General features: G+C 65.6%; 16 protein-coding genes and 2 pseudogenes. 6 read left to right on the top strand and 12 right to left on the bottom strand.

The annotated features are described in order from the left end of the window. Positions 1–53 precede the first annotated feature (53 nt). Together O9271_RS09200 and O9271_RS09195 are read right to left on the bottom strand one after the other, a co-directional pair. Positions 54–1,346: an MFS transporter gene (locus O9271_RS09200; RefSeq protein ID WP_298268581.1), complete on the bottom strand. Its 1,293-nt coding sequence runs from the start codon at positions 1,344–1,346 to the stop codon at positions 54–56. Next, positions 1,343–2,239: an ATPase gene (locus tag O9271_RS09195; protein ID WP_298268578.1), complete on the bottom strand. Its 897-nt coding sequence runs from the start codon at positions 2,237–2,239 to the stop codon at positions 1,343–1,345. The genes O9271_RS09200 and O9271_RS09195 overlap by 4 nt, the downstream gene beginning before the upstream one ends. Before the next feature lie 66 nt (positions 2,240–2,305). On the opposite strand from O9271_RS09195, the gene O9271_RS09190 reads away from it, so the two are divergent. Beyond that, positions 2,306–2,734 carry a thioesterase family protein gene (locus tag O9271_RS09190; protein WP_298268575.1) on the top strand — a complete coding sequence of 143 codons (429 nt, stop codon included), beginning with the start codon at positions 2,306–2,308 and terminating at the stop codon, positions 2,732–2,734. A gap of 96 nt (positions 2,735–2,830) precedes the next feature. Here O9271_RS09190 and O9271_RS09185 read toward each other — a convergent pair whose 3' ends face one another. From O9271_RS09185 to O9271_RS09150, 8 genes are all read right to left on the bottom strand, one after another. After that, a complete protein-coding gene (locus tag O9271_RS09185; RefSeq protein WP_298268572.1) occupies positions 2,831–4,183 on the bottom strand; it encodes an ankyrin repeat domain-containing protein in 1,353 nt (450 codons plus the stop codon). A 28-nt stretch (positions 4,184–4,211) separates the two neighbouring features. After that, on the bottom strand, positions 4,212–5,624 hold the full coding sequence (locus O9271_RS09180; RefSeq protein ID WP_298268568.1) for a serine hydrolase domain-containing protein: 1,413 nt from the start codon (positions 5,622–5,624) through the stop codon (positions 4,212–4,214). A gap of 38 nt (positions 5,625–5,662) precedes the next feature. After that, positions 5,663–7,648: a TonB-dependent receptor gene (locus O9271_RS09175; RefSeq protein ID WP_298268565.1), complete on the bottom strand. Its 1,986-nt coding sequence runs from the start codon at positions 7,646–7,648 to the stop codon at positions 5,663–5,665. A gap of 234 nt (positions 7,649–7,882) precedes the next feature. Then, positions 7,883–9,154 (bottom strand): pyridoxal phosphate-dependent aminotransferase, encoded by a 1,272-nt coding sequence (locus O9271_RS09170; RefSeq protein WP_298268562.1) that lies wholly within the window; start codon positions 9,152–9,154, stop codon positions 7,883–7,885. 158 nt (positions 9,155–9,312) lie between these two features. Beyond that, complete coding sequence (locus tag O9271_RS09165; protein ID WP_298268560.1) at positions 9,313–9,912, bottom strand: YdeI/OmpD-associated family protein; 600 nt, start codon at positions 9,910–9,912, stop codon at positions 9,313–9,315. Between the two features lie 142 nt (positions 9,913–10,054). Next, complete coding sequence (locus O9271_RS09160) at positions 10,055–12,715, bottom strand: prolyl oligopeptidase family serine peptidase (protein ID WP_298268558.1); 2,661 nt, start codon at positions 12,713–12,715, stop codon at positions 10,055–10,057. A 358-nt stretch (positions 12,716–13,073) separates the two neighbouring features. Next, positions 13,074–14,105, bottom strand: a complete 1,032-nt coding sequence (locus O9271_RS09155; RefSeq protein WP_298268556.1) for a hypothetical protein — start codon at positions 14,103–14,105, stop codon at positions 13,074–13,076. A 909-nt stretch (positions 14,106–15,014) separates the two neighbouring features. After that, positions 15,015–15,527, bottom strand: coding sequence for a hypothetical protein (locus tag O9271_RS09150; RefSeq protein ID WP_298268553.1), 513 nt, complete (start codon positions 15,525–15,527; stop codon positions 15,015–15,017). A 184-nt stretch (positions 15,528–15,711) separates the two neighbouring features. On the opposite strand from O9271_RS09150, the pseudogene O9271_RS09145 reads away from it, so the two are divergent. The 3 genes and pseudogenes from O9271_RS09145 to O9271_RS09135 all read left to right on the top strand — a co-directional run. Beyond that, positions 15,712–16,305, top strand: a pseudogene (locus tag O9271_RS09145) (transposase); the annotation flags it as partial. Between the two features lie 253 nt (positions 16,306–16,558). Further along, positions 16,559–16,903, top strand: a complete 345-nt coding sequence (locus O9271_RS09140) for a hypothetical protein (protein ID WP_298268550.1) — start codon at positions 16,559–16,561, stop codon at positions 16,901–16,903. A gap of 47 nt (positions 16,904–16,950) precedes the next feature. Further along, entirely contained in the window at positions 16,951–17,793 is an 843-nt protein-coding gene (locus O9271_RS09135; RefSeq protein ID WP_298268548.1) for a sugar phosphate isomerase/epimerase, read from the top strand. 550 nt (positions 17,794–18,343) lie between these two features. Here O9271_RS09135 and O9271_RS09130 read toward each other — a convergent pair. Beyond that, the gene (locus O9271_RS09130; protein ID WP_298268546.1) at positions 18,344–19,408 is read right to left on the bottom strand and encodes a hypothetical protein; all 1,065 of its coding nucleotides are present in this window, start codon (positions 19,406–19,408) and stop codon (positions 18,344–18,346) included. Between the two features lie 122 nt (positions 19,409–19,530). After that, a pseudogene (locus O9271_RS09125) lies at positions 19,531–20,154 on the bottom strand (integrase core domain-containing protein). A gap of 631 nt (positions 20,155–20,785) precedes the next feature. On the opposite strand from O9271_RS09125, the gene O9271_RS09120 reads away from it, so the two are divergent. Both O9271_RS09120 and O9271_RS09115 read left to right on the top strand, forming a co-directional pair. After that, entirely contained in the window at positions 20,786–21,001 is a 216-nt protein-coding gene (locus O9271_RS09120; RefSeq protein WP_298268544.1) for a hypothetical protein, read from the top strand. Positions 21,002–21,055: 54 nt separating this feature from the next. Further along, on the top strand, positions 21,056–22,153 hold the full coding sequence (locus tag O9271_RS09115) for a hypothetical protein (RefSeq protein ID WP_298268542.1): 1,098 nt from the start codon (positions 21,056–21,058) through the stop codon (positions 22,151–22,153). Positions 22,154–22,918 lie beyond the last annotated feature (765 nt).

The raw sequence follows: 22,918 nt of genomic DNA, 5'->3' as shown, positions 1-22,918 counted from the left end.
ACGCTTTCAGGCATGACGCCGTTTCCCCCAGCGCCCGCGCGACGCTCCGAAGTTCACTCGCTCATGTGGCCCAGCTTCGACGATTCCCGCATCGTCGCGTACACCAGCAGTGAGCACACGATGCAGCCGGTCACGTAGTAGTAGAACCAGCTCTCGCGCCCGATGTTCTTGAAGTAGAGCGCGATGTACTCGGCCGTACCGCCAAAGAGCGCCACGGTGACGGCATACGGAAAGCCCACGCCGAGGGCGCGGATGCTGGTGGGGAAGAGCTCGGCCTTCACCACGGCGTTGATGGCCGTGTACCCGCTCACCGCAGTCAGCGCGGCCAGCAGCAGCCAGATGGCACCGCTCACGCTCTGCGTGCTCTCGAGAGCGCGGAAGAGCGGGATGGTGCCCAGTGAGCCCGCGATGCCGAAGGCGGTGAGCACGGGACGCCGGCCCACCACATCGGAAATGGCACCCACGATGGGCTGGAGGCAGAGATACACGAGCAGCGTCACCGCGTTGATGAAGGTGGCCTGCTGCGCCGTAAAGCCCACCGTATTCACCAGGAACTTCTGGGCGTAGGTCGTGAAGGTATAGAACGCCACCGTGCCACCGGCCGTGAGCCCCACGACCGTGAGCACCGCGCGCGGGTGCTCCATGAGCCCGCGAATCGTGGCGGCGGCGCTGGCCTGCGGGCGCGACGCGCGGTCCTTCTCGAAGTCGGAGGTTTCCTCCATGCTGCGGCGCAGCCAGATGGCCACCACGGCGCACAGCGCGCCGATCACGAACGGAATGCGCCAGCCCCACGCTTCGATGGCCGGCTTGTCGAGGTAGCGCTGGATGATCAACAGCACCGCCAGCGCAATGAGCTGGCCCCCAATGAGCGTCACGTACTGGAAGCTCGACCAGAAACCGCGGTGCCGCTGGCCGGCCATTTCGCTCAGGTAGGTGGCGCTGGCGCCGTACTCGCCGCCCACGCTCAGCCCCTGCAGCAGCCGCGCGAGGAGCAGCAGTGCCGGGGCTGCCAGACCAATGCTGGCATAGCTGGGCGTGACAGCAATGAGCAGCGACCCCGCGCACATGAGGATGACGCTGAACGTCAGCGCCGCGCGCCGGCCATGCCGGTCGGCGTAGCGCCCCATGAGCCACCCGCCAATGGGGCGCATGAAGAAGCCCACGGCAAACACCGCCGCCGTGTTGAGCAGTTGCGCCGTCTGACTGGCCGGTGGGAAGAAGCTCTTCGCGAAATAGAGGGAGAACGCCGAGTAGGCGTACCAGTCGTACCACTCCACCAGGTTGCCGATGCTGCCGCCGATGATCGATCGCAGCCGCGACGGACTGCTCGTGACGGCGCCGCTCATGCGCGCTCCTCGCGACGGCCGGCCGTGCCACCCACGCTGGTGTCGATGGTGCGCGCCAGCAACGCCAGCAGGTCGTCCTCGGTCTTCACGCCCGGCACCGCCTCCATGTCGATCACGTACCCATACCGCTCCGCGATGGCCTCATAGAGCGGAATGCGGTGGGCGAGCAGCTGCTCGAATCCCCACACGGCGAAGTCGTCGGGGTCCACCTGATCATCGGCGTCGATGCCACGCACCACCTTGTACTCCGCCCACTTGGCATCGAGGAACGACGGATTGTAGTACATGGGCTTGGGGTGCTTTTGGAACCGATCCACCAGCATGCGCGTGTGGCTGGCCGTGCCGCGAATGTAGACCAGCATGGTGTGCGCGCTCAGGCACTGCAGCACCGCATCATGCTCGTCAAAGGGATCCACCACTTCGCAGAGACTCCCTCCGGAATCGCACACGAAGTGCGCATAGCCGTAAATGTCGGTGGCGCGCTCGATGAACTCCGGTACGTCGAGCAGCGCCCGGATCTCCGCCTGCCGGTGCTGCGCCTGTCGGCGCTTGTACTCGGCAAAGGGAATTCCCCCCTGCGCTTCGTTGCCGGGCTTGCCCAGGTACGTGGACAGCGGGCTCAGATTCTCGAAGGAAATGTTCGAACGGATGTAGATGGAGTCGGAGCGCAGCAGCTGGCGCAGGAACGGCACCTTCATCGCCTCGCGCTTGAAGTTGTCCACGATGTGCTCGCCCATGTACCGCGTCCCGATGCGGTAGTCGACCGAGTACTGGAACCAGTCGTGCTTCTGCAGCAGCCCGGCCAGCGTGGTTTTGCCGACGCCCGACATGCCGAAGAAGGTCACGGCATGGGCCGGCTGATCGCGCAGGGCGCGTCCCGAGGAGAATCGCATGCGCTAAATTCCGTCATGGACACGGGTTGCTCAAGGCCCGCGTCGCGTCTCCCTCCGCTTTTCTTCATGTCATTCGCCAAGCACGGCCTGCAGGTCTTCGAGATCCCCATCGACGTCCGCCCGCAGGATATCGACGACAACGACCACGTGAACAACGTGGTCTACCTGCAGTGGATCTTCGATGTCGCGCTCGAACACTGGAACGTGAGCGCCCCCCAGGCGATGAAGGACGCCTACGGGTGGGTGGCCACACGGCACGAGATCGACTACCGGCGGGAGGCGCTCCTTGGCGACTCCATCGTGGCACGCACCTGGATTGGTACCGTCGATTCCCGACGCTTCGAGCGTCTCACCGAGATCGTGCGTACCTCCGACGACCACGTGCTCTGCCGCGGACGCTCCATCTGGACGCTGCTCTCGCGCGAAACCGGGCGCATTATCCGTATTCCCCCCGATATGGTGCAGCTGTTCTCGGCGTACATGCATCCGGGGTGAGGGTGTGTGAGGCACGGAGGGGCGGAGGCACGGAGACGGAGAGACACGGAGGCGGAGAGACACGGAGAACAGCCGTGATGCTCCTCCGCGCCTCCCTTACCCCATGCCTCCCCGCTCGAAGAGCGCATCGATCGCGTCGTAGCCAGTCGGAAGCGCAATACCCTCGGCACTTGCCCCCGCCTCCAGCAGCGCCCGCACCGACGTGGGCTGCCGACGGTTCATCCAGAATGAGGCCACGCAGGCCGCCACGGCCCGCTGCAATGGGGTGCGCCCCCGGCCGTCGCACGCGTGCACATCGGCGCCCGCTTCGATGAGCTGCTGCACCACCGCGTGCTGCGCGCGCCACGCCGCCACGTGCAGCGGCGTACTGTGGGGCGCAATGTCCCAGTAGCCGTCGCCCTCTCCCCAACGTACGTCCACCGTGGGGAGCAGCTGCAGCAGCACGCCCAGCGGCGCGAGCATGCCGTTGCCGGCGGCACGGCAGGCGAAGGCTGCGGCGCGCGCCAGAAAGGCCTCGCGCACCATGGCGTCACGGGACAGCCGGGCCCGCACCGCGTGGAGGTCACCCAGAGTGGCATCCACCGCCACGGCCGCGAGCCCGTCGTCGGGGAGCGGCACGCCCCGCTCGGCGAACCGCTGCAGGAGGTCGGTGCGCCCATGCCACGCTGCCGTCTCCAGTGCGTTCGCGTCTCCGAAGCGGCGGAGTGGGTCGGCGCCCGCATCCAGCATCCGCTCCACAATGCGCGCCTCGTTGTCGCGCCGCACCGCCTGCAGAAACGGCGAGTGGGGCCAGCGGCCAGGATGATCGGGGTGCACGCCGTGCTGCAGCAGAAGCCTCACGCCGGTGTCATCGTGCCAGTCCGCGGCGCGCAGCAGCATGGTGGCCAGGCTGTCGCGCGTGAGCGGCACCGGCGCCGCCAGCAGCGCGGCCACGACCTCGTGCGCGTACTCCTCGGCCGCATGATACGGCACCTCCTCGTCGTTCGGGTCGGCGCCGTGCGCCAGCAGCAGCGCCGTCAGTGGAGCACAGAAGGCCACACCGGCCGCCCCATACAGCGCACTCTCCCGCTGCGGCGTTTCGCCGTGTGTGTGGTCGACGAATCCGGTGTTCGCCGGCGCCCCGGCCTCGAGCAGCACCCGGGCCACCTCCACGAACTCGGCATGCCGCGACGGGTCGTCACGCAGCCAGCGCGAGAAGCAGCACCACGTGAGGGGATCCCAGTGGTGTGGGCCGCCGCTGGTGGTGGCGAGTGTGGCATTTTGTTGCAGCCACTGCCGTACGGCGGCAGCGTTGCCCGTAACGGCAGCGGCGTACACACTGTGTTCCGCAAGCGCGGGCTGCGACGCCAGCAGGGCCCGTGCGGCGTCGAGCGTGCCCGAACGATGCGCGGCGTCGACGGGAACGGCCGACGCCACGAGGAACGGCGTGGAGAGCGACGGGTCGATCATGCCTGGGCCACCGCGCAGCCGTACCGACTCACGGTTGCCGCGCCAGTGCCCGCGAACCGCTGTACAGGTACGTCACCCTCCCGTTCTCCACGCGGGTGTGCATGCGCACCGTTGCCGGGGCGCGTCCTACGATTTCGTTGTCACCACCGCGCAACAGGGGCACGGACATCCCGTCCTGCACGAGAACCAGCCCACCCTCGGCCTCCCTCACCTCCACCACCCTGCGTCCCATGGCGTAGCGCCCCACGAGTTGTGCGCGTTCGGCGGCGGTGAGTTCACGCGTGGCGGTGACCGGGCGCCCCTGCGGTGCAGTGCCCAGCGCCAACTCGAGCGCCTTGAGGCGAATGCCGGCAATCCCACTGCCCGGGCCGTTCACCAGCGTCACGACGGCGGTCTTGCGATCGGGGAGCATGTACACATCGGCGTTGTAGCCGTTGATCGATCCGCCGTGCGTCCACACCCGCTCCGGGCGGCCAAAGAGCGCCGTGCGGCCAACGACCAGACCATACGCGTACATGGCCGAATCGAGCCCGCTGCCTCCGGGGTGTGGCACGTAGCCGGTGGTGAGGCGCCGGATCACCCCCTGAGGAAACACGCGCGCGCCGTCGAGTTCCCCGTCATTCATGACGGCCATGGCAAAGCGCGCCAGCTCGGGCGCACTCGAGAGGAGAAAGCCGGAGGCCCACTGCGCCGTATTCTCCGTGAACGGCCGCACGATGGTGGGCGGGTTGTTGGCGCCGGCCACCAGATGCCCCATGGCAATGGGCCAGGTGAGGGCCTCGAGCGGCTTGAAGGTGCTGCGGCTCATGCCGGTGGGGCGCATCACGAGCGACTCCACGAGCGAGGCGTATCGCTGCTTGCCCGCCACCTCGGCCACATATCCGGCCATGCTGATGCTCGGATTGGAGTAGCTGAAGGTGCGTCCCGCGTCGGTGAAGAAGAGGGTGTCCCCCACCTCCCGCATCACCTCGCCCAGGGCGCCCTCACCCATGCGCCCGTACGCCACGGCGTTGTCGATCCAGCCGGCGCTGTGCGTCATGAGCTGGTGCGTGGTCACGGTGCCCACGCGCTTGCCGGCGAGCGACGTCACATACGTGCCGATGGGCTGCTGCATGTCGAGTTGCCCCTTCTCGGCGAGCGAGGCGAGCAGGGCGCCGGTGAACATCTTGGTCACCGACCCCACGCGGAGGAGCATGCCGGCCTCCATGGGGAGGCGGGTTTCGACATTGGCGAGGCCGTAGCCCTTGGTGTACACCAGCCGCCCGTTGTGCACCACGGCGACCGTAGCCCCCGGCGCCCGTGAGGTGGCCAGTGCCGCGGTCACGACGGAGTCGAGGGTGGGCGCCCAGGCCGGGATGGACTGGGCGCGTCCCGCGACCGGCAGCAGCAGGAGGGCCGCGGTCATGCCACACGCGACGCCCCGAAAGAATGGATGGCTCATGCCTCCATTCTACGTGCCGGACGGAAAACTGGGTTTCGCTACAGGTCCGTGCTCACCCGCAGCACCAGCGCCCGCCCAGCGGCGTTGGCGAACTCCTTGTAGCGCGACATGAAGTCGCGGTAGCGCGCATTGGTGGCATTGCGCAACGCCACGTCCACATGCACGAGACCACGGCTGGTGAGGCGGCTGAAGCCGGCGCTCAGGTGCAGCGCTCCCCACGCGGGCGGTGCGAAGTCATCGCGAAACACGCGCGTCTGGCGGGCGTTCCACTCACCCGTGATCGCCAGCGACCGGCCCGGGCCACCGCCCTCCTCCCACCGCAGCGTGCCGGTGGTGCGCAGAGGGGGCACGAAGGGCAACGCGGTCCGGTCGGCGGTGTTGGTGGCATGCACCATGTCGCCGGTCACGTTGGCGCTGAGGCCGCCCACGAGCGGCGCCGTGAAGGCGGCCTCCAACCCCACGAGACGGGCGTTGCCCTGACGCACTTCCAGTGAGTCGAGTGCGCGCCCCGGTACCCCCACCGGTGCGAGGAAGATGTAATTGCGGATCTGGTTCACGTAGCCGGTCACTTCGCCGAACACGCGCGCGGTGCGCAGCCGCACCCCGAGGTCGGTGTTGAGACTCGTCTCCACGCGCAGGTCGGCGCGGCCGATCTCGAACGCGCGGGTGCCCTCGTGAAACCCGTTCGCGAAGAGATCACTGGCGCTCGGCGCCCGGAACCCGCGCGCCACGTTGAACGCCACCGACACCGGCGCGGCGGCCTTGTACACCACGCCGGCCGTGCCCGTGAGCGCATCGAACCGGCGCGAGGTGGCCCCCAGCTGCAGCACGTCGTTGCCGGGGGTGTCGAGCGTGCGCCAGTCGTAGCGGGCTCCGCCCGAGAGCGACCAGTCGCCCACCGTCTTCTGCTGCAACGCATACACGCCAACGGCCCGCGCCGTATTGTCGGGGATGAGCGTTTCCTCGCCGAAGGTCCGGAAATCCGTGTGCTGCACCTGCGTGCCCACCACCCCCGTGATCCCTCGCCACGGGGCGTGATGCCAGTTGGCGAACGCGATCGCCGTGCGTGAGTGGAGCCCCAGCGTCACGTCACGTGTGGTGGCATCCTCGAACTCGCTCCGGCGATTGCTCTCGTAGCCGGCCTGCAGGTGCAGGCGGTGCTCACCGCGGCGCGCGTTGCTCTCGAGGGTGAACCGCTCGGTGCGAATGCGCTGGCGCCCGGTGTAGTCGGGTGAACTCACCGGGTCGTCGGCAATGCGGATGGTTTCGTCGCGGCTGGAGACCGTGAGCTCCACGTCGCGGGTCGTTCCGTGGTAGCCGCCGGCTGCCTCGAGGTAGCCGGTGCGGTTGCCGCTGTTGAAGAGCGGGCCGGTGGGGGTACGCAGATCTTCTGCGCGTCGACCCGTACCGGATACCCGCCAGCCGAACGCCCCGCGGGCGCCCTCGCCGGTGAGGGTGGCGGTTGGCGCCAGGTTGGCGGTGTTGTAGGCCAGCGCCATCCGCCCGCGCGTGACGTTCTGTGGCCCCTCGGCGCTGGGCAGCCTGCGCCGCACCACGTTCACCACGCCTCCCAGCGCATCGCTGCCATAGAGCACGCTGGCGGGGCCCTTCACCACTTCGAGGCGTTCGGCGTCGGCGCTTTCCACGTTGGGGGAGTGATCGTGCCCCCACTGCTGGGTCTCGGTGCGCTGGCCGTTGCTGAGTGTCACCACGCGGTTGTTGGTGAGCCCGCGAATGACCGGCTTGCCGATGCCGGTGCTCATGGAGAGCGACCGCACGCCGGGGATGAGTTCCATGGTTTCGCCGAGCGAGGCGCCCTGCGTGCGGCGGAGCGCCGCGCCCTCGAGCACCGCCGTGGGCTGAGCCACCCGTCGCGCATCCGTGGCCACGGCCGACGCGGTGACCTGCATGGTCGGCAGGGCGCGCGCGCTGTCGGAGCGCGGGCGAGCGGCCGTGTCGGGGCGGGCTTGGGCGGCGGTCGTGGCGGGTAAGAGCAGGCAAAAGTTCATGAATCGTCTAATCATATTCCAAAATTAGGTTCTACTAAATTACGAGGCAAGTTCCATGTCTCGTTTTCCTCTGATTCTCCGGTTCTCCCAAGGTCAGTTCGTTTCGCGCGACACGGATGCCGTGGGCGGCACGCTCAGCGAACTGATGTTGAGAGAACCCGGGAAAGGGAGAAAAGGGGGAACGGCGTGGTGCGCTGCGCCATGTCCCCCCTTGCTCAAGTTGTCCGATGCTGCCGTGATGAGTTCAGATCATCGGGTTTGCGCACCGACCATGCGCTTGAGCCGCGCCACGGCCTCGGTCACGGCGGCTTCGTCGGGGCCGAAACTGAAGCGCATGTACTGCGTGAAGCGCGAGGTGTGGTTCGCGCGGCGCTTGCCTGGGTTGATGTCGAAGAAGAGCCCGGGTACGGTGATCACGCGCTCCCGCAGGGCGGCCTCAAAGAACGCCTCGCCATCGTTGAGCGGGGCGGGGAGCGACGCCACGCTGGCCCACACGTAGAAGCCACCGTCCGGCTCGTGGTCCACCGTGAGCCCGGCGGCGCGCAGGCCATCCACGAGAATGCGCCGCTTGCGCGCAAAGGCGGAGTGAATGGCCACCACTTCCTGGCGCGCACGGGCGGGTTCCAGCAGATCGCACGCGGCCTCCTGCAACGGACGATTGCCGCCGCCGTCGAGGAAGCTGCCGGCGCTCGTGACCGCTTCGATGACACTCTCCGGCCCCACGATCCAGCTGAGGCGCCATCCGGGGCAGCGCCATCCCTTGGTGAGCCCGTCGAGAATGACCACCGGGTCGCTGTTCACATCGTCCACGAACTCGGCAGCGCTCACCGTCGCTCCTTCCACGAGCCCCTCATCCCAGAGGTAATGGGAGTAGAACTCGTCGAGCACCAGGGTGCACTTGAGCTCACGCGCCTCGTGCACCCAGGCATTGAGGGCGCTGCCGCGCAGCACGCGCCCCGTGGGGTTGGCGGGGTTGGACAGCAGCAGCGCGCCCAGTCCGCGACCGGTGATTTCGCGCCGCAGGTTCTTGGTGCTCAACGCGTACCCCGCTTCCGGCTCGAGCAGCAGCGGAATGGCGCTGAAGGTGCCGAAGATTTCCAGCAGCTCCTCGTAGGCGGTGTAGTCGGGGAGGACGTGCCCCAGGTTCACGTTGCCCAGCGATGCCACGACGCGCGTGAGCGACGAACGCCCCCCGCCGCAGATACACACGTTCTCGGGGCCGTACTGACTCGCCTTCCCCTGCCGATAGCGGGCGTTGTACAAGTTGGCCACGGCCTTGCGCAGTGCATCGATGCCCCCCACCGGCGCATACTCGTAATCGTCGGCGCTGATGGTCACGTCGCTCGGTCGCGCCGGCGCCCCGGGGAGCGCGCCCGTTTCCGGCTGCCCTTGTCCCAGGTTGCACCACCCCTCGGCACCGGCGCGGAAGCCCAGTTCACGCGCGCGGTCCATGACGTAAATGACCCCGGTGCGGGGCACGGGGCGGAAGCCGGGGATGGGGGCAGTGAGGGACTCGGTCATTGGTGCAATATAGGATCGAGTCGATAAAGGGTGGGACTGACAACTGAGGACTGCAACTACGCACTACGAACTCCCCGAGGCCGGCGAGACCTCTTCTTTTGGACGCAGAACTCGCGGGGGGCGAGGAGTACTCGGTTCGTAGTGATAGTCTTCCGTTTTCAGTGTCGACTGCCCTGACCCCGCCGCGGACTCGGCCTCAGATGTGGCAACCGCACCCCCAGCTCCGAGCATTCGATGAGCATTTGCAACCGCCGCTCCCGCGTTGCCTCTCGCTTGGCGCTCATCAGCCACCCCGTCGCCGCCTTGCGATAGCTGGGGGCACTCGCCTCGAACCAGCGCCACGCCTGCTTCTGCTTCCGGAAGATCGCGATGAACTCCGCCGGAAGTTCAACGGCGTCCTTCTCGAACGAGTACACCCCGGTCTTTGCGTCCTTGCGCGCCTCGAACGCCTTAAGCCCCGCCGGCTGCATGAGCCCCGCGGCGATCAGCTCCTTCACGTGCTGCACATTCACCGCGCTCCAGATACTCCTGGGCTTTCGCGGCGTGAAGCGAATGGTGTAGCGCGCCTCGTCCACGCGCTGGCGGATGCCGTCAATCCACCCGAAGCAGAGCGCTTCGCGCACACTCTCGGTCCACGTCATGCTTGGCACACCGGTGCCGACCTTGTGGTAGCCGACGAGGAGCTCGGTGGCGCTGGCGTGATGGGTGTGCAACCAGGCGCGGAAGGCGGCGGGGGTGGGGAAGTAAATGGGGGGCATACCGTTCAACTAACGACTGAAGACTTTCACTCACAACTGCAAACTCCCCGCGGCCACCGCGATCCCAGTCACTTGGGAGATCGCGTGAACGGCGGGGAGTTTGTAGTTCGTAGTGAGAGTCTTCAGTTGCTAGTTCAACCCCTCACGGCTGCACCGCCCTCGGCTGCTCCACCTTGCCGCCGTTCTTCACGTGCACATCCATCCACGCCACCCAGCGCGCCCATAGGTCAAGATCGCTCGCGTAGGTGGCCACGCTGTGGTCCTCGTACGGGTACATATAGAGCGCCGCCGGCTTGCCCAGCCCCTGCAGGGCGGCAAACAGACGGGTGGAGCTGAGCGGCGCCGTGCCGGTGTTCTGGTCTTCCCACGCGTGGTACAGCAGCAGCGCACCGGCAAGCTTGTCGGCCCGCAGGAACGGCGACATGTCCATGTACGTCGGCTGGGCCTGGAAGAAGCTGCGGCGCTCACTCTGGAAGCCGAAGGGGGTGAGCGTGCGATTGTACATGCCGTCGCCGGCAATGCCCGCCTTGAAGTTGGGCATGAGCGTCATGGCGTTCACCGTGCTGAACGCGCCGTAGCTGTGACCGCCGATGCCCATCTTGTCGCGGTCCACGAAGCCGCTATCCACGGCCGCGTCCAGCACGGCGTCGAGATTTTCCTCGAGGTCGCGCGTGTAGTTGTCGTTCATGCGGCCGGCATCCCCGTAGATGGGAATGTCGGGCTGGATGAACGCGTAGCCTTGGCTCACCCACAGCTGCATGCTGCTGGCCGGTCGCGCTGACGGTACGAGGGGGAAGGCGTTGATGTTCACGCTCTGCCGCGACTGCTCGTACTGTGTGAGCGTGCTGTACTCGCGCGGATAGAACCAGATGATGCCGGGCAGGCGCTGCCCCGGCGTCCAGTCGCGCGGCAGCGTGACCTCCACCCAGTACTTCGTGCCGTCGCGCGGGCGCGTGACCTGGAAGCGCTTGAACTGCGCGCCGCTCACCTCGGGGCCCACATCCACGTTCTTCGTGAGCTGCTTCGCCTCGCTGCTGCCCGCGGTACGCAGCCACGCGTCGGGAATCGTGGTGCGATTCTCCCGCGTCACGAGGAACTGTTGGAGGTCGCGGTCGAGCGGCGCCACGAACTCCTCGTACACGTCGGCCGGCGAGTCCATGAGCCGAGTGCGGGTCTTCGTCGTAATGTCCATGCGGTCGAGCCACGGCCGCGGCGCCTGCTTGAACCAGTTGGCGCCCGGCGCCCGCGTGCCGGTGAGCGCCACCTGCTTGCCGTCGGTACCCAGCATCACGTATGTGGCGTTGCCTACCTTGCGGCTCACCAGCGTGCCCGCTGTGCTGTCACTGCTGCTGCGGCCACCACCAAAGCCGGCACCACCAAAGCCGGTAATGATGGCAGGCAGCGACACGTTGCGCCCCAGATTCCATCGTTCCGCCGGATTGTTCACACGCACGGCAATCACGGCGCCGCTGTCGCTCACGAACATGGTGCTGCTGTCGAGGCTGAACAGCACCGTGCCCAGCTGCGGACCGCCGCGATAGAGCACCGTGGTGTCGTTGGGACCGTACGGGGCCTTCCACACCATCACCTGTCCACGCGGAGCCCGCACCTGCACCGGCGCGGCGCCGGCGCGCGCACTGGGACCGCCTTCATTGCCACTGCGTCCGTTGGCCGGCGGGGTGGCAGCGGCAGCGGGCGCCGGCACGTTCTGCACGTACAGCAGTCCTGCGCCAATAGGGTTCCACTGTAGGTTGCGCTTGCCCGTATCGCTGGCCACGGCCATGGCCGGCGCCGCGTCGCCGCCGTCACGCCCACTCTCGCGCAGCGGCGTACGTGCCAGCGTGGCCACCACCTTGCCGGACGCGTCCCACAGCTCCTGCACGCCGCCGAAGCTGCTCACCGGCACCAGGTACGAGAACGGTTCCGTCATGCGGGTCACCCGCAGGTACTGCCCGTCGGGCGACGCGTCCACGTTGCGCACCATGGCCGGCGCGCCCACGGTCTTGAGCGCCCGCGTACGCACGTCGATGAGCGCCACCTGCCCGGTGGTGTGGTACTGCAGCAGTCGCTTTTCGTGCGGGTTGGCGAGCAGCGAAAAGTGCACCGGCTGCGGCACCGCGCGGGATTCCGTGAGCCGCACATCGGGGCCGTCGGCAATCCCATCGCCCCCCAGCACCGGCTCGGCGCCGCGGTTGGCAGGCACCACCACTGTCACCACGTGGCGGCCATCGGCGGTGAAGTCGATGTCGGTAACGAGCGTGGCCAGCAGCGGGCGTTCACTTAGCCGCGTGCTGCGGCCGCTCGCCACATCGAGCACGTAGGCGTAGCTGGCGGTGGGAAAGTTCACCAGATACGCCACGTGCGTGCCGCGCGGCGACCACACCGGCGACGAAATGGTGGTGCCGGGAGGGGCCGCAAACGTGCGCTCGGCGCCGGTGCGCGGGTCCACGAGCACCAGCCCCGTGCGCGTGCTGGTGGTGACGCTGCGCGCGCGGTTGGCGCGCGTGTCGATCTGCAATCCGCCCAGCCAGATGTGCGGCGCGCCGTACGCCTTGATGTCACCGCGGTCGGCGCCCGAGGTGCGCAAGAACCAGCGCGCATCCGGGCTGGGGCTCGTGAACGAGATGTCCACGCGAGGCGCCATGATCATGCGCTCGATATTGGCCGGCGGTTTCACGAACGCTTCGGTGCGCAGAATCTGCTGCGGGTCCCAGCCGTTGGCGGCGGGGGCCTGCTGGGCGGAGAGTGGCGCGGTGGCCAGGAACGCCAGCGCAGTGAAGGGCAGGGGGAGACGACGGGGCATGCGGGCTCCGGGGGGTACAGAAAGGAGGGATTCCGGAGAAATACGCGCTGGCGAGGGGAGGCGTTAGGAGACGCCTCGGGGCGGACGGTCGGCAGCAGGCCGGTGCCCGCGGACGGTACCTGACGCAGCGATCAGGATCGATCTGACGCGCTCCCCGCCGTGGTGCTTCTGGATTGTCATGTATACAGTGCTAGCAATATGAAGACGATCATCGATATTGCCGACGCTCTGCTTGGGCAGGCGAGAGAGACCGCCGCCCGGGAGGGTACCACCGTGCGCGCGCGTTGGCGGTGCGGAATCCGTTGGTGCAACGATGAGCCACGGCAGGACATGTGAGAGTCGGGTGCCTGCGCGGTCGCTATCGCTGGCGCTGAGTGAGGTCGAACACGACGATGTCCACGTCCCCATCGTCGTTCTCGCGTGTGGCGATGATGCGGTTCGTATCGGCGGCGAGAATGTGTACACCCGGCGGCAGGCGCAGTGTGTTCCGCACTCGGCCGTCCGCCGCGATCACGAGATGATCGGCTTGTCCATCAGGGGCTGGCCATGGCCGCAGCAGCACGCTGCCGTCGTTGCGCACCACGAGCTGCGACACGGCCGGCACACGCGGAGGCACCGCGAGCGCGCGCCGATACTCGGCGGTCGTCGTGGGCGGAAGACGCGGGTTCCGATTCAAGGTCGCCACGGCGGAATCGACGAGCCGCGCCACTTCTGCCGGGGGGAGCGTCCGGGCGGCGATGGGGAGCGGCACGTCGTACACAATGCGCCCGCGTGCGTCGCGCAGCGAAATATGTGGCTGGGTACCGCCGAGTGGCCCTTCGGATTGGCTGGCGCGATCGGCGCGCACGAGCCAGGTCCCGTTGCCGGACCATCCCACCAGCGTCCGCAACGAATATGGCTGCCGCAGCACCATGGTCCCGTTCCCGCGCTTCACGGTGAGCGCCCCGGCAGGATCGACCATGTCGAAGAGCGAGTCACGCACCTGCGCACCGTCGGGCGACGCGAGAAACAGTGACCAGCGCCGCGGCTTGTACAGCGTGGCGGCCTGTCCATCCCCCATGCTCGGCGCGACTGCGCCAAGCGGGGTGAGCGCCATGGGCAGGTCGAGGAGCTGGCCGCTGCGTCGGCCGCCGACGAACGACACGGTGTGATGCAGCCGGCCCGCGTGGAACCACGTGATTCGCCGCAACCGCGAGTCGATGACCCAGAGCGTATCGCCCACCCATCCGAGCGCGCTGGTCTGCTGGATTTCGCCCGGCCCGCTGCCGGCGCGTCCCACTCGCTGCACGCGTCCGCTTGCATCGGCAACGCCGACGAACGTGGCGCCATCGGTAATCGCGATTTGCCCGTTATCGCCGATCGCGACGATCGGCTGGCGACGCAGGTCCATGTCGGTCGATGCACCGGAGATGAGCACACGGCGCGCGCCGACCGAAATCGCGGACGGTGCGTCCTGGGCATGCAACCGATTCGTCAAAACCACCGCGCCGTATATCAGCACCCCCGCACGAACCGAGAATAACATACCGGTTCAGGCCCCGGGAGAGAGCCAAGCGGAGGAGTGATTGCTTTTTCCCGTACAGTCGACCGGAATGAGGAAGCTGGCAAGTGTTCTGGAGGAGACGATCTCTTTCGCGAAAGATTGAGCTGGCGGGCCAGCAAGAAGCTGCCAGTGTTGACGAAGCTCGGGTGCCGCAAGCTTCGCGAAGCTTCCTCCGCAGGCACCCCAAACGAAGCAGTAACTGTTCCCGTCTGACTCACATCCTTCGGCAGCATCACGGTAAGGGCCCCACGCGCAGTTCGGAACCTCTGATACGGAGAGGGTGCAGATTGCACACTGCGCTGACACACTCTTGCCGATCAGAAAGAATGACGCGGCGAATGCGACGAGTCGACTGCGATTCATCTGTTTCTCCTCAAAGAACGTTGGTGCACTTCGCTCGCGCTACATTACAAACCTGACTCTGGACGTTGGCATGCCATTTCTTGCTTTGTCAATAGCACAAGCGCTCATTGGCCGTTGAATCGCGTGGTCGAAGCGCCGGCGACGAGTGTCCGAGGCAGGCCGACGGAGAGCCTTGGAAGCGCGCCCCTTGAGCACCGGCGGCGCGGCCGCGAAGGCCCAGCAACCTACCCGGTGGATGGGTGCCAAGCACTCATGGTCCCTGTCCACGGTCTACCGAATGATCGACATGGGGCGAAACAGGTGGATCGACATCTGCCGAGAGACGCAGTATCGAACGGTGGTTCGAGGCACCGCGTAACCGGCACCAACGTTCAGCATGCGCGAGGCCTCAGCTCACGCCAGCACAACCAGCCGTCGCTCGGGCGCTTCCGCCTCGCTCGACAGCGCGCGCGCGAAGCGCGCCGCGACCGTCCGCGCCGCCTCTCCGCGCGGCCACTGGCGTATCGAGGCCTGCACGGTGCGCGATGCGACCTTGCGGAGAGCGTCGATGGACGCGAAACCGAGGTGACTGCAGACGGCGTCCGGTGCAATGCCATCGTCGAGCAACATGGCGGCGCGCAGCAATCGCGCGTGCGCAATGAGGCGCTGCGGCTCCGGCAATGCGTGGCGGGTGCAGTACCTCCGCAGCGAGCATTCGTGCAGTCGGCAGACCCCGGCCAGCTGCGAGAGGGAGACGGGGGAGTGAGAGAGTGCCCGAGTACGGCGAAGCAGTGTTTCCGTTTCGTCTGATATTGGTCGAGATATCGCACTGCCAAGGATGTCCCACATTCGCGAAGCCAACAGCGCCTCACCAGCCTCCTGTAGCGCACCCACAAGGACGTACAGGTCGAAACGCGGCGAGGCCATGATCAACGCGGCTACTCCGGCACGCGCACCATCGAATGCCGCTGTGTAGGACGAGTGGCCGGCGACGGCCACGGCCGGCAGGGCCACCCGCGTACCCTTCGCAGGATGCCGAAAAAGCTGGCGTCGCCTCTGGTGTGACGCCAGCGATCTTGTGTACTGGCGCGACTTCTGCCGGAGGCGAGCGATGCGGGGAGACGAGCGCGTGCAGGGGATGATGTTCGCGACGGTGGTGCTCGAAGATCGGATTTCGGCCGACCACCCGCTGTGGGCGATCCGTCGCCTTGTCGATCCGATCCTGCGTGACCTCTCGCCCCAGGTCGAGGCGCTGTACAGCCAGACGGGGCGCCCGTCGATCCCGCCCGAGCAGTTGCTGCGCGCGTTGCTCCTGCAGCTCCTCTATTCGATTCGGAGCGAGCGTCAGCTCGTCGAGCAGCTTGAATACAATCTCCTCTATCGCTGGTTCGTGGGCCTCGACCTCGAGGCGACGGCGTGGCACGCCACGACCTTCACGAAGAATCGGCAGCGCCGGCTCGACGGCGATATCGCGGCTCAGTTTCTCGCCCGCACCGTGGCCACGGCGGAGCAGGCGCGCCTGCTCTCGCGCGAGCACTTCTCCGTTGATGGGACGTTGCTGGAGGCCTGGGCAAGCCAGAAGAGCGCGCGGCCGAAGGACGACGACCCGGATCGCCCGGTGGATCCGGACAATCGCGGCGTGAGCTTCCATGGCGAGCAGCGGAGCAACGCGACGCATCAGTCGGTGACGGATCCCGAGGCGCGCATGGGGTGCCTGGTGTCCCCACTAACCGGAAGGCCGCCGCCTGACGCGCGTTTACACACTTCTTGACAAGACCTCCACGGTACATGGCGTTCACGCTCGAGCGGTTGAACCTGTCGCACGACGTACGCGAGTTCACGTGTGGTAGCCGGCCCAGTGCCAAGACATCGATCGCTATCTGCACGAACACGCCGTCGCGGAGCAGAATGCCGGACTGGCGACTGTGTGGTTGGCCCTCGAAGGCGCCGCGCCGACCGTGCCATACATCCTGGGATACTTCTCGCTCTCACCCACATCGGTGCGCCTCTCGCCCGCGCTGCAGGATCTGCTCCCGTTGCGCGTGAGTTACTTGCAGGTCGGCGGGTACTTACTCGGTCGGCTCGGTGTTGCCGTGTCGTATCGGGAAAGCGATTGGGGAGCCACGCTGGTCGCTTTGGCTATTGCCAAGGCCAATCAGCTGCGTGAGGACGGCGGTGGAGCGTTCCTCGCTGGGGACCCGAAGAACGACAGGTTAGCGCAGTGGTACGACAGCCTCGGGTTCGGATTCGTCGCCCTCGACACGACCGGCAAGACGCGGCGGCGGGTGCTGAAGCTTGGATGAGGCCCCCGCCTTCCTCGTTTGGTGTTCCGGGCCGTATGCTTTACCGAATGCACCGTCGCTCCTTCCTCGCCTCCGCGGCCGCCGCCCTGGCCAGCCGCCACCTGCCTCTTGCCGGTGCGCTCCGCGTACCGGGCCAGCTCGACCGCATCGGCATCGAGCTCTATGCCGTGCGCAACGCCATGAAGGCCAGCCCCGAGCGCACGCTCGAGGCACTGGCGAAGATCGGCTACACCGACGTGGAGCTGCTCTGGAGCTTCAAGAACTTCGGACAGAGCATCAAGGAGGTGAAGGCGAGTCTCAAGGCCACCGGGCTCAAGGCCCCGTCGGCGCACATGGCGCCAGAGACGATCCTCACCGAGTGGGAGCAGCGCTGCGCCGAAGCCAGGGAGCTCGGCATGACGTATCTCACCGCGCCCAGCCTGCCCAGTGAGGCCAACCGCAGCATCGAGGCGGTCAAGTTGTGGGCCACGCGCTTCAACAATGCGGGCGAGGTGGCGCGGCGGTTCGGGTTGTGGATTGCCCTGCACAATGAGCCCAATCACGAGAAGCCCATCATGGGGCAGAAGCCCATGGACGTGTTCCTCGCCGAAACCGACCCCAAACTGGTGCGCTTCCAGCTGGACGTGGGAAACATGCTCATGGGCGGCGGCGACCCGCTCGCCTTCCTGCAGCGGCATCGCGCGCGCTGCTGGAGCTTTCACCTCAAGAACGTCGTTGCCGATCGTACGAAGGATACCGAGCTCGCGAAGGGCGTGTTCGACCTCAAGACGTTCCTTGCCGCCGTACCGGAGCTCGACAAGAAGCCGTGCTTCGTGGAGCAGGAAGGGAGCGGTGACGAGCTGGTGAGCGCGACGGAGAACTACGAGTTCCTTCGTTCACTGAGCTGGTGATCCAGAGGCGAAGTGCGAGCCGCAAAGCGCAGTTCAAATCTCGGATGTCCCTAGTTCATCTTCGCCACGGCAACCACGGATTCTCCCCGTCCGTCCCACTCCTGAACGCCGAGTCTCTTTAGTCGCTCGATTGTGGTGGTTGGGAGATGACTCAGCTCAGTGGGGGTCGTCCCGTCGCAACCTCCCAAGACCAGTAGCGCATTACGAGAGGCCATCGTTCGAATCTTCTTTCCATGAAGTGCGACCAGTCCCTCTATCGCACTAGTTGAGGATCGTCGAAAGCGGATCGATAGTTTCTCCTTGCTCTCAATGGAGCTCTCACGTGAAGTGAAGTTGCATGCTACGCAACTATAGCTTGGCGTACAAAAAGCAAGGTGGTTCGTGCCGTTTAGGCCGCCATACTTCCAAGCGCTGGAAGGGGCACCAGCACACGGCAGACAAGCACCACCGCATCCGCCTTGAGCGGAAAGCTGTGCAGGGGCGAGGGCCCAGAGAAACATCGACAGGCGAAGTACAAGTCGTCTCAGATCATTCATGGTTAGTGCTCCGGCTAGGGTTTCGGTGCAAAGTTGACACTGTAAACCACGAGTTGCGGCTCGCTCTGTGTCCCATAGGTGTACCCATACAGGCGCGTTGCGCCAAGAAAACCCCATAGCTGGTCGTCAAAGACCCTTGATGCCAGGACAGTGCCAGTCCGGAGGTCCAGCACCTCCAAGCGGCTCCGGAACCACGGGGGCGAATCGGGAATAGGCATCAGCACCGACATCCCATTGGGTAATGCAGCATTCTTCGCAAAGCGCTCCCAATCACTACGAGGGTCCATGGAGAGCACCCACACGCTCCCGAGTGAGTCCACCTCGATGTCTTGCAAGTATCCATTGAGCTTTGCGCCGCGCTTTATCGGGTCGGGCTCGCCCGATGTTTGGGGCCACACCCCCCCACGCCGTGCGAGCAATCGACGTTCGCCGGTCGGCGAGAAGATCTCAATCACGTACTCGAAACGGCGCCCAGACACCAGGTTGCCGGATGGGTGCATCGCGAGCTGCCGCTGAAGCGCAACCGAGGCGGGTGCAAACGTCGAATCGTCCGGCTCGCCAAAGGATACGGTGACGGAGTCATCGTCAACGCGGTGGATGGTATTGCCGATCTTGACGGGTTCCATCGACAGCGCGTTGACAAATCGCGTATGGCCGTCGCCCACAGCGATCGCGTCATACACCACTCCAAGGCGCAACGAGCGTTCGCGAATGAGATCGTAGTGGCGATCAATGACGGACTCGCGATTGAGCGCCGGGTCGAAAAAATGGATGTTCCCCTTAGCGTCCACGGTGACAGGCCCAGGCAACGTGAACTCCAGTGGTCCACTCCCCTGACGACCAATCGTCCGGGAGTACAGCCCGTTCGCCTCGTACACCTGATGTCCCGAAGCTCTGCTGACGATCAATCGTCCCATGCTGTCGATGGAGACGTAGTGGCTTTCGTCTACCATGCCCGGCCCGCTGTCCGGGGCGATACGCACGATCTCCCGCAGAGACAGGCACTTACCACATGTCGTTGCTGTCTCGGCGATTGAAACGGAGAGTGTCGGCGCGCCGGCGTTTTCCCAATCAGGCACGGGCGAGTCAGAACGACACGCTGCGGTCAAAAGGACCAATACAACCAACGCTCCACGCAATCGCATCGAAGCAACCTCGAAGTGATGTACCACTGTCAACCTGCCACTCATTCGCTGAAACCTTACCGTAGACTCCCCGTCAAGCTCACAGTCTGAGAATTAGACGAGGTGGTGTTGGTTGGTCTCGGGAGAAAGGTCAGGGGGGCACGTTCCCGCGGCTTTCGTGGGACCGTTCGGTGCTGTAGCCGTGTCGCCACTCGTCGCTGACCGCACGCACTTCGGCCAGCGTAGTGAAGACCCATGCATCGAGCACTTCCTCCCGGAAGCTACGGTTGAAGCGCTCGAGGTAGGCATTCTGGTTGGGATCTCCTGCTTCATAGAAGGCGGTCCGCGAGCATCGGGCGATCTGACAGGCGCGCTGCACCGGCAGCCCATGGTCCTCTGTCAAGATAGTCACAACGGCTTGCCTCGCAGACCGCGTTACAGTTTTCGAGTGAGCACATCCTTGATGGCGGTGAGCTCCAACGCTTGGTCCTCATGCATGCGCCTCAGGCGAGCGTTCTCCCGCTCGAGTTCCTTCCAGCGCTGGATCTCCGCTACCCCTACGCCGCCGTACTTCTTCTTTCACAAGAAAAACGTCGGCCGGCTGATCTTGTGCATCCGCGACAGGTCGGCCACGGCCGCGCCAGCCTCGGCTTCGCGTAGGATCCGACAGTTTGGGTCTCGGTGAACTTCGACTCCCGCATCAGCTGCTCAGGTGAGGGTCAACGAAGTCTAACTTTCAACTGTTCGGTTCGAGGGGGAGTCTACGGAACCACCGCAAACCTTCGTCTAGTTATGTTTGAACGCCAGTACCCGATTCCGGGGGGGGCGATGGATCAAGAACAGTTTCGAGTATCTGACTTGCCAGCAGAACGACTACGGCGCGATCTCCGATTCCCACGATCCGATAGATCGCCTTGAGATGTGCGTCAATGGTATGAGGCGACTTGTTCATTCGCGAAGCAATTTCTTTTCTGGAGCATCCTTGCATCAGGTGCACCACTACCTGCCGGCGGACCGGACTTCGATTCAACAAGTCGCGCAAGGCAATGACTTGAGCGGAGGACCCGGGCAGACTCGCCATATCGTTTCTCTCGGGGTAGCGACTGTCATTGAGAACAAAGGAACACGTTGAAGCTTACAGATCCATCACGCGTTCGCAACACAGGTCGCCGATCCCCGCTACGGTTGCCATCAGTCAGCGAATTGCAGCCGCCAGTATGCTTCACCATTGCTTGAATCGGTGGGTCGCTGCGTTACGATCAGGCGAGGTTGGCGCTAGCCTTCTTTCGCAACCATTGACTGGAGTCATCTTCAACCTTACGGTTTGCGGATATGCGCGCAGAGCCCACATCGCTTTCCGAGCTCGGACTACTCCCCGACGCCGCTGGGCAGTGGCCTTTGGCCAGTCTTCTCGATCACACCCATGCGCGGCCAGCATGCGACGCGCTCAAGCGCCTCATCGCCGCGCCACTCAGCACGATTGCCGATATCATCGCGCGGCAGCAGTTGCTGCGCGCACTCGCGGCGTTGTCACCACAGTTTCGATAGTCCGAGCTGCACGGACTCGCGGTGCAGGTCGGCCGCTATCTGGCGAGTAACTGCGTGCTGCTCCCTACGTCTCCGGTGGAGCGCGCGGTATTCGCGATCCGGCATCGGGACATCGTAGCTGAACTCACGGCACAGCTGCGCCACGTAGTAGAACTGCTGCGACAGTGCGAACTGCTGCAGCCTCGGCTGGCGGCACTGCCGAGTGACGCCGCATTCGAGCGCATTGTCGGCGCGTTTACCAACGCCGTGCACGACCCGCGCGTAGCGACGCTTTGTGCGGCAGTCGCCCGGGACAACACCAACGCACTCGCCGGGCTCGATGCCATGGTTCGCGGTACGTCAACTGGCGTGACGGCGTCGGTGCATGCCGATACACTGGGAACGCCACTTCGCGACCTATTGCTTGCGCTCATCGATGCCATCTGGCAGCTCGACGCGTTCTGCTCGCTGGGCACCGCATCGGAGGCCCTTGGTGGGATCACGCCGCAGCTCGCGCCGCTCGGTGCCGCCCAGGTGTCTTTCGAGAGACTTCGCCATCCGCTGCTGCCGCACGGTGTGGGCAACGATATCGCGCTTTCCCGTGAGGAACGCGTGCTCTTCCTGACCGGTCCGAACATGGCCGGCAAGAGCACGCTGCTCCGTGCGTTAGGGATCGCCATCTACTGCGCACACTTGGGCATGAACGTGACCGCGGACTTGGCCATGGTACCGCTGTTTGACAGGCTAATGGTGTCGATCACCGTGCGCGACAACCTGCAGCGCGGCGAGAGCCTCTACCTCGCGGAGATACGCCGTGTGCGCACTATCGGCGACGCCGTTGCGCGCGGCGAGGCCGTGGCGGCGATTTTTGATGAGGTGTTTCGCGGCACCAACATCGCCGACGCAACGCAGGCCACCGCCTTGCTGGTGCAGGGACTCGCGCATGCGCCGCACGGTACGTTCGTCATTGCGTCCCACCTCGCCAGTGTTGCGCATAGCGTCACGCACGATGGCGGTATTGCGTGCTGGTGCATGCAGGTAGACATCGCCGGACCGACTCCGCTGTTCACGCATCGCGTACTGCGCGGGGTGTCCGACGTGCACCTTGGCATGATGCTGCTCGACGCGGAAGGCGTTGTGCCGACGCTTCGACGAATGGCCGGACTACCGTAGCGCGTCTTGGATCGGCCCGTGGTGGTGTTGGTCGGGGCCGTGGCGATGGTCTGACTACAGCCACCATAGTCGGGGCACTGCTACACCAGTCGGGTCACTTTCACCACAGTCGAGGTCTACCTGCGGTCGGGGTCTCACTGACGTGACCTCCAATGCTGATCGATTGCTGCTGCTAGTCGTTCGTTCATCAGATATGCACCGCGTTCGCTGGTCCTGCAGGTCGGTCATGTATTCCATCGGTGTGCTTCCTCCAAAGTGTCCAGGTAGACGAGGCGCGTCATCGTCGGGTCGCCATTTGGTACTTCTGTTCCGGAGTGATGAGTTTGCACAGACGTGCCCACGCGATCTTCGGCATGCGTTTGCCAGGCGCGACATGCGCTTGCTCTCCAAGCAGCGACACACCGACGCCGGAATCGCCTGGCGCCGCCATCGCAGTCTGGGAGCTCTCCGAGGCACCGCTCGAGATTGTCGGGGTCGATCCGGCGCGGCCTGGTCAGGACCCATTCAGCGTTGTCGACGTCGCGATTGGACGAGCCGGATCTGTACACCTCGGCGACGCCGCTGTTCGGGAAGTGCGGCGCTTCGGCCCAGGTGGAGAGTTGTGTGAGCGAACAGGTCGTCCGGGAGAGGGGCCTGGTGACCTCGCGTTCCTCGCGGGGGTACACGAGTGCGACGACGGCGCGGAGCACGTGGCGGTGTAAACGCTCCAGCGCCGCTGAGCGACACGTTTCTGCTGGCGCTGTCGGTACGCTGAGAGACTGGGCA

It is taken from the genome of Gemmatimonas sp., from assembly GCF_027531815.1.
Lineage (GTDB): Bacteria > Gemmatimonadota > Gemmatimonadetes > Gemmatimonadales > Gemmatimonadaceae > Gemmatimonas.
The sequence above is the reverse complement of the archived record's forward strand: the minus strand, read 5'-3'. Positions and strand labels throughout refer to the sequence as shown.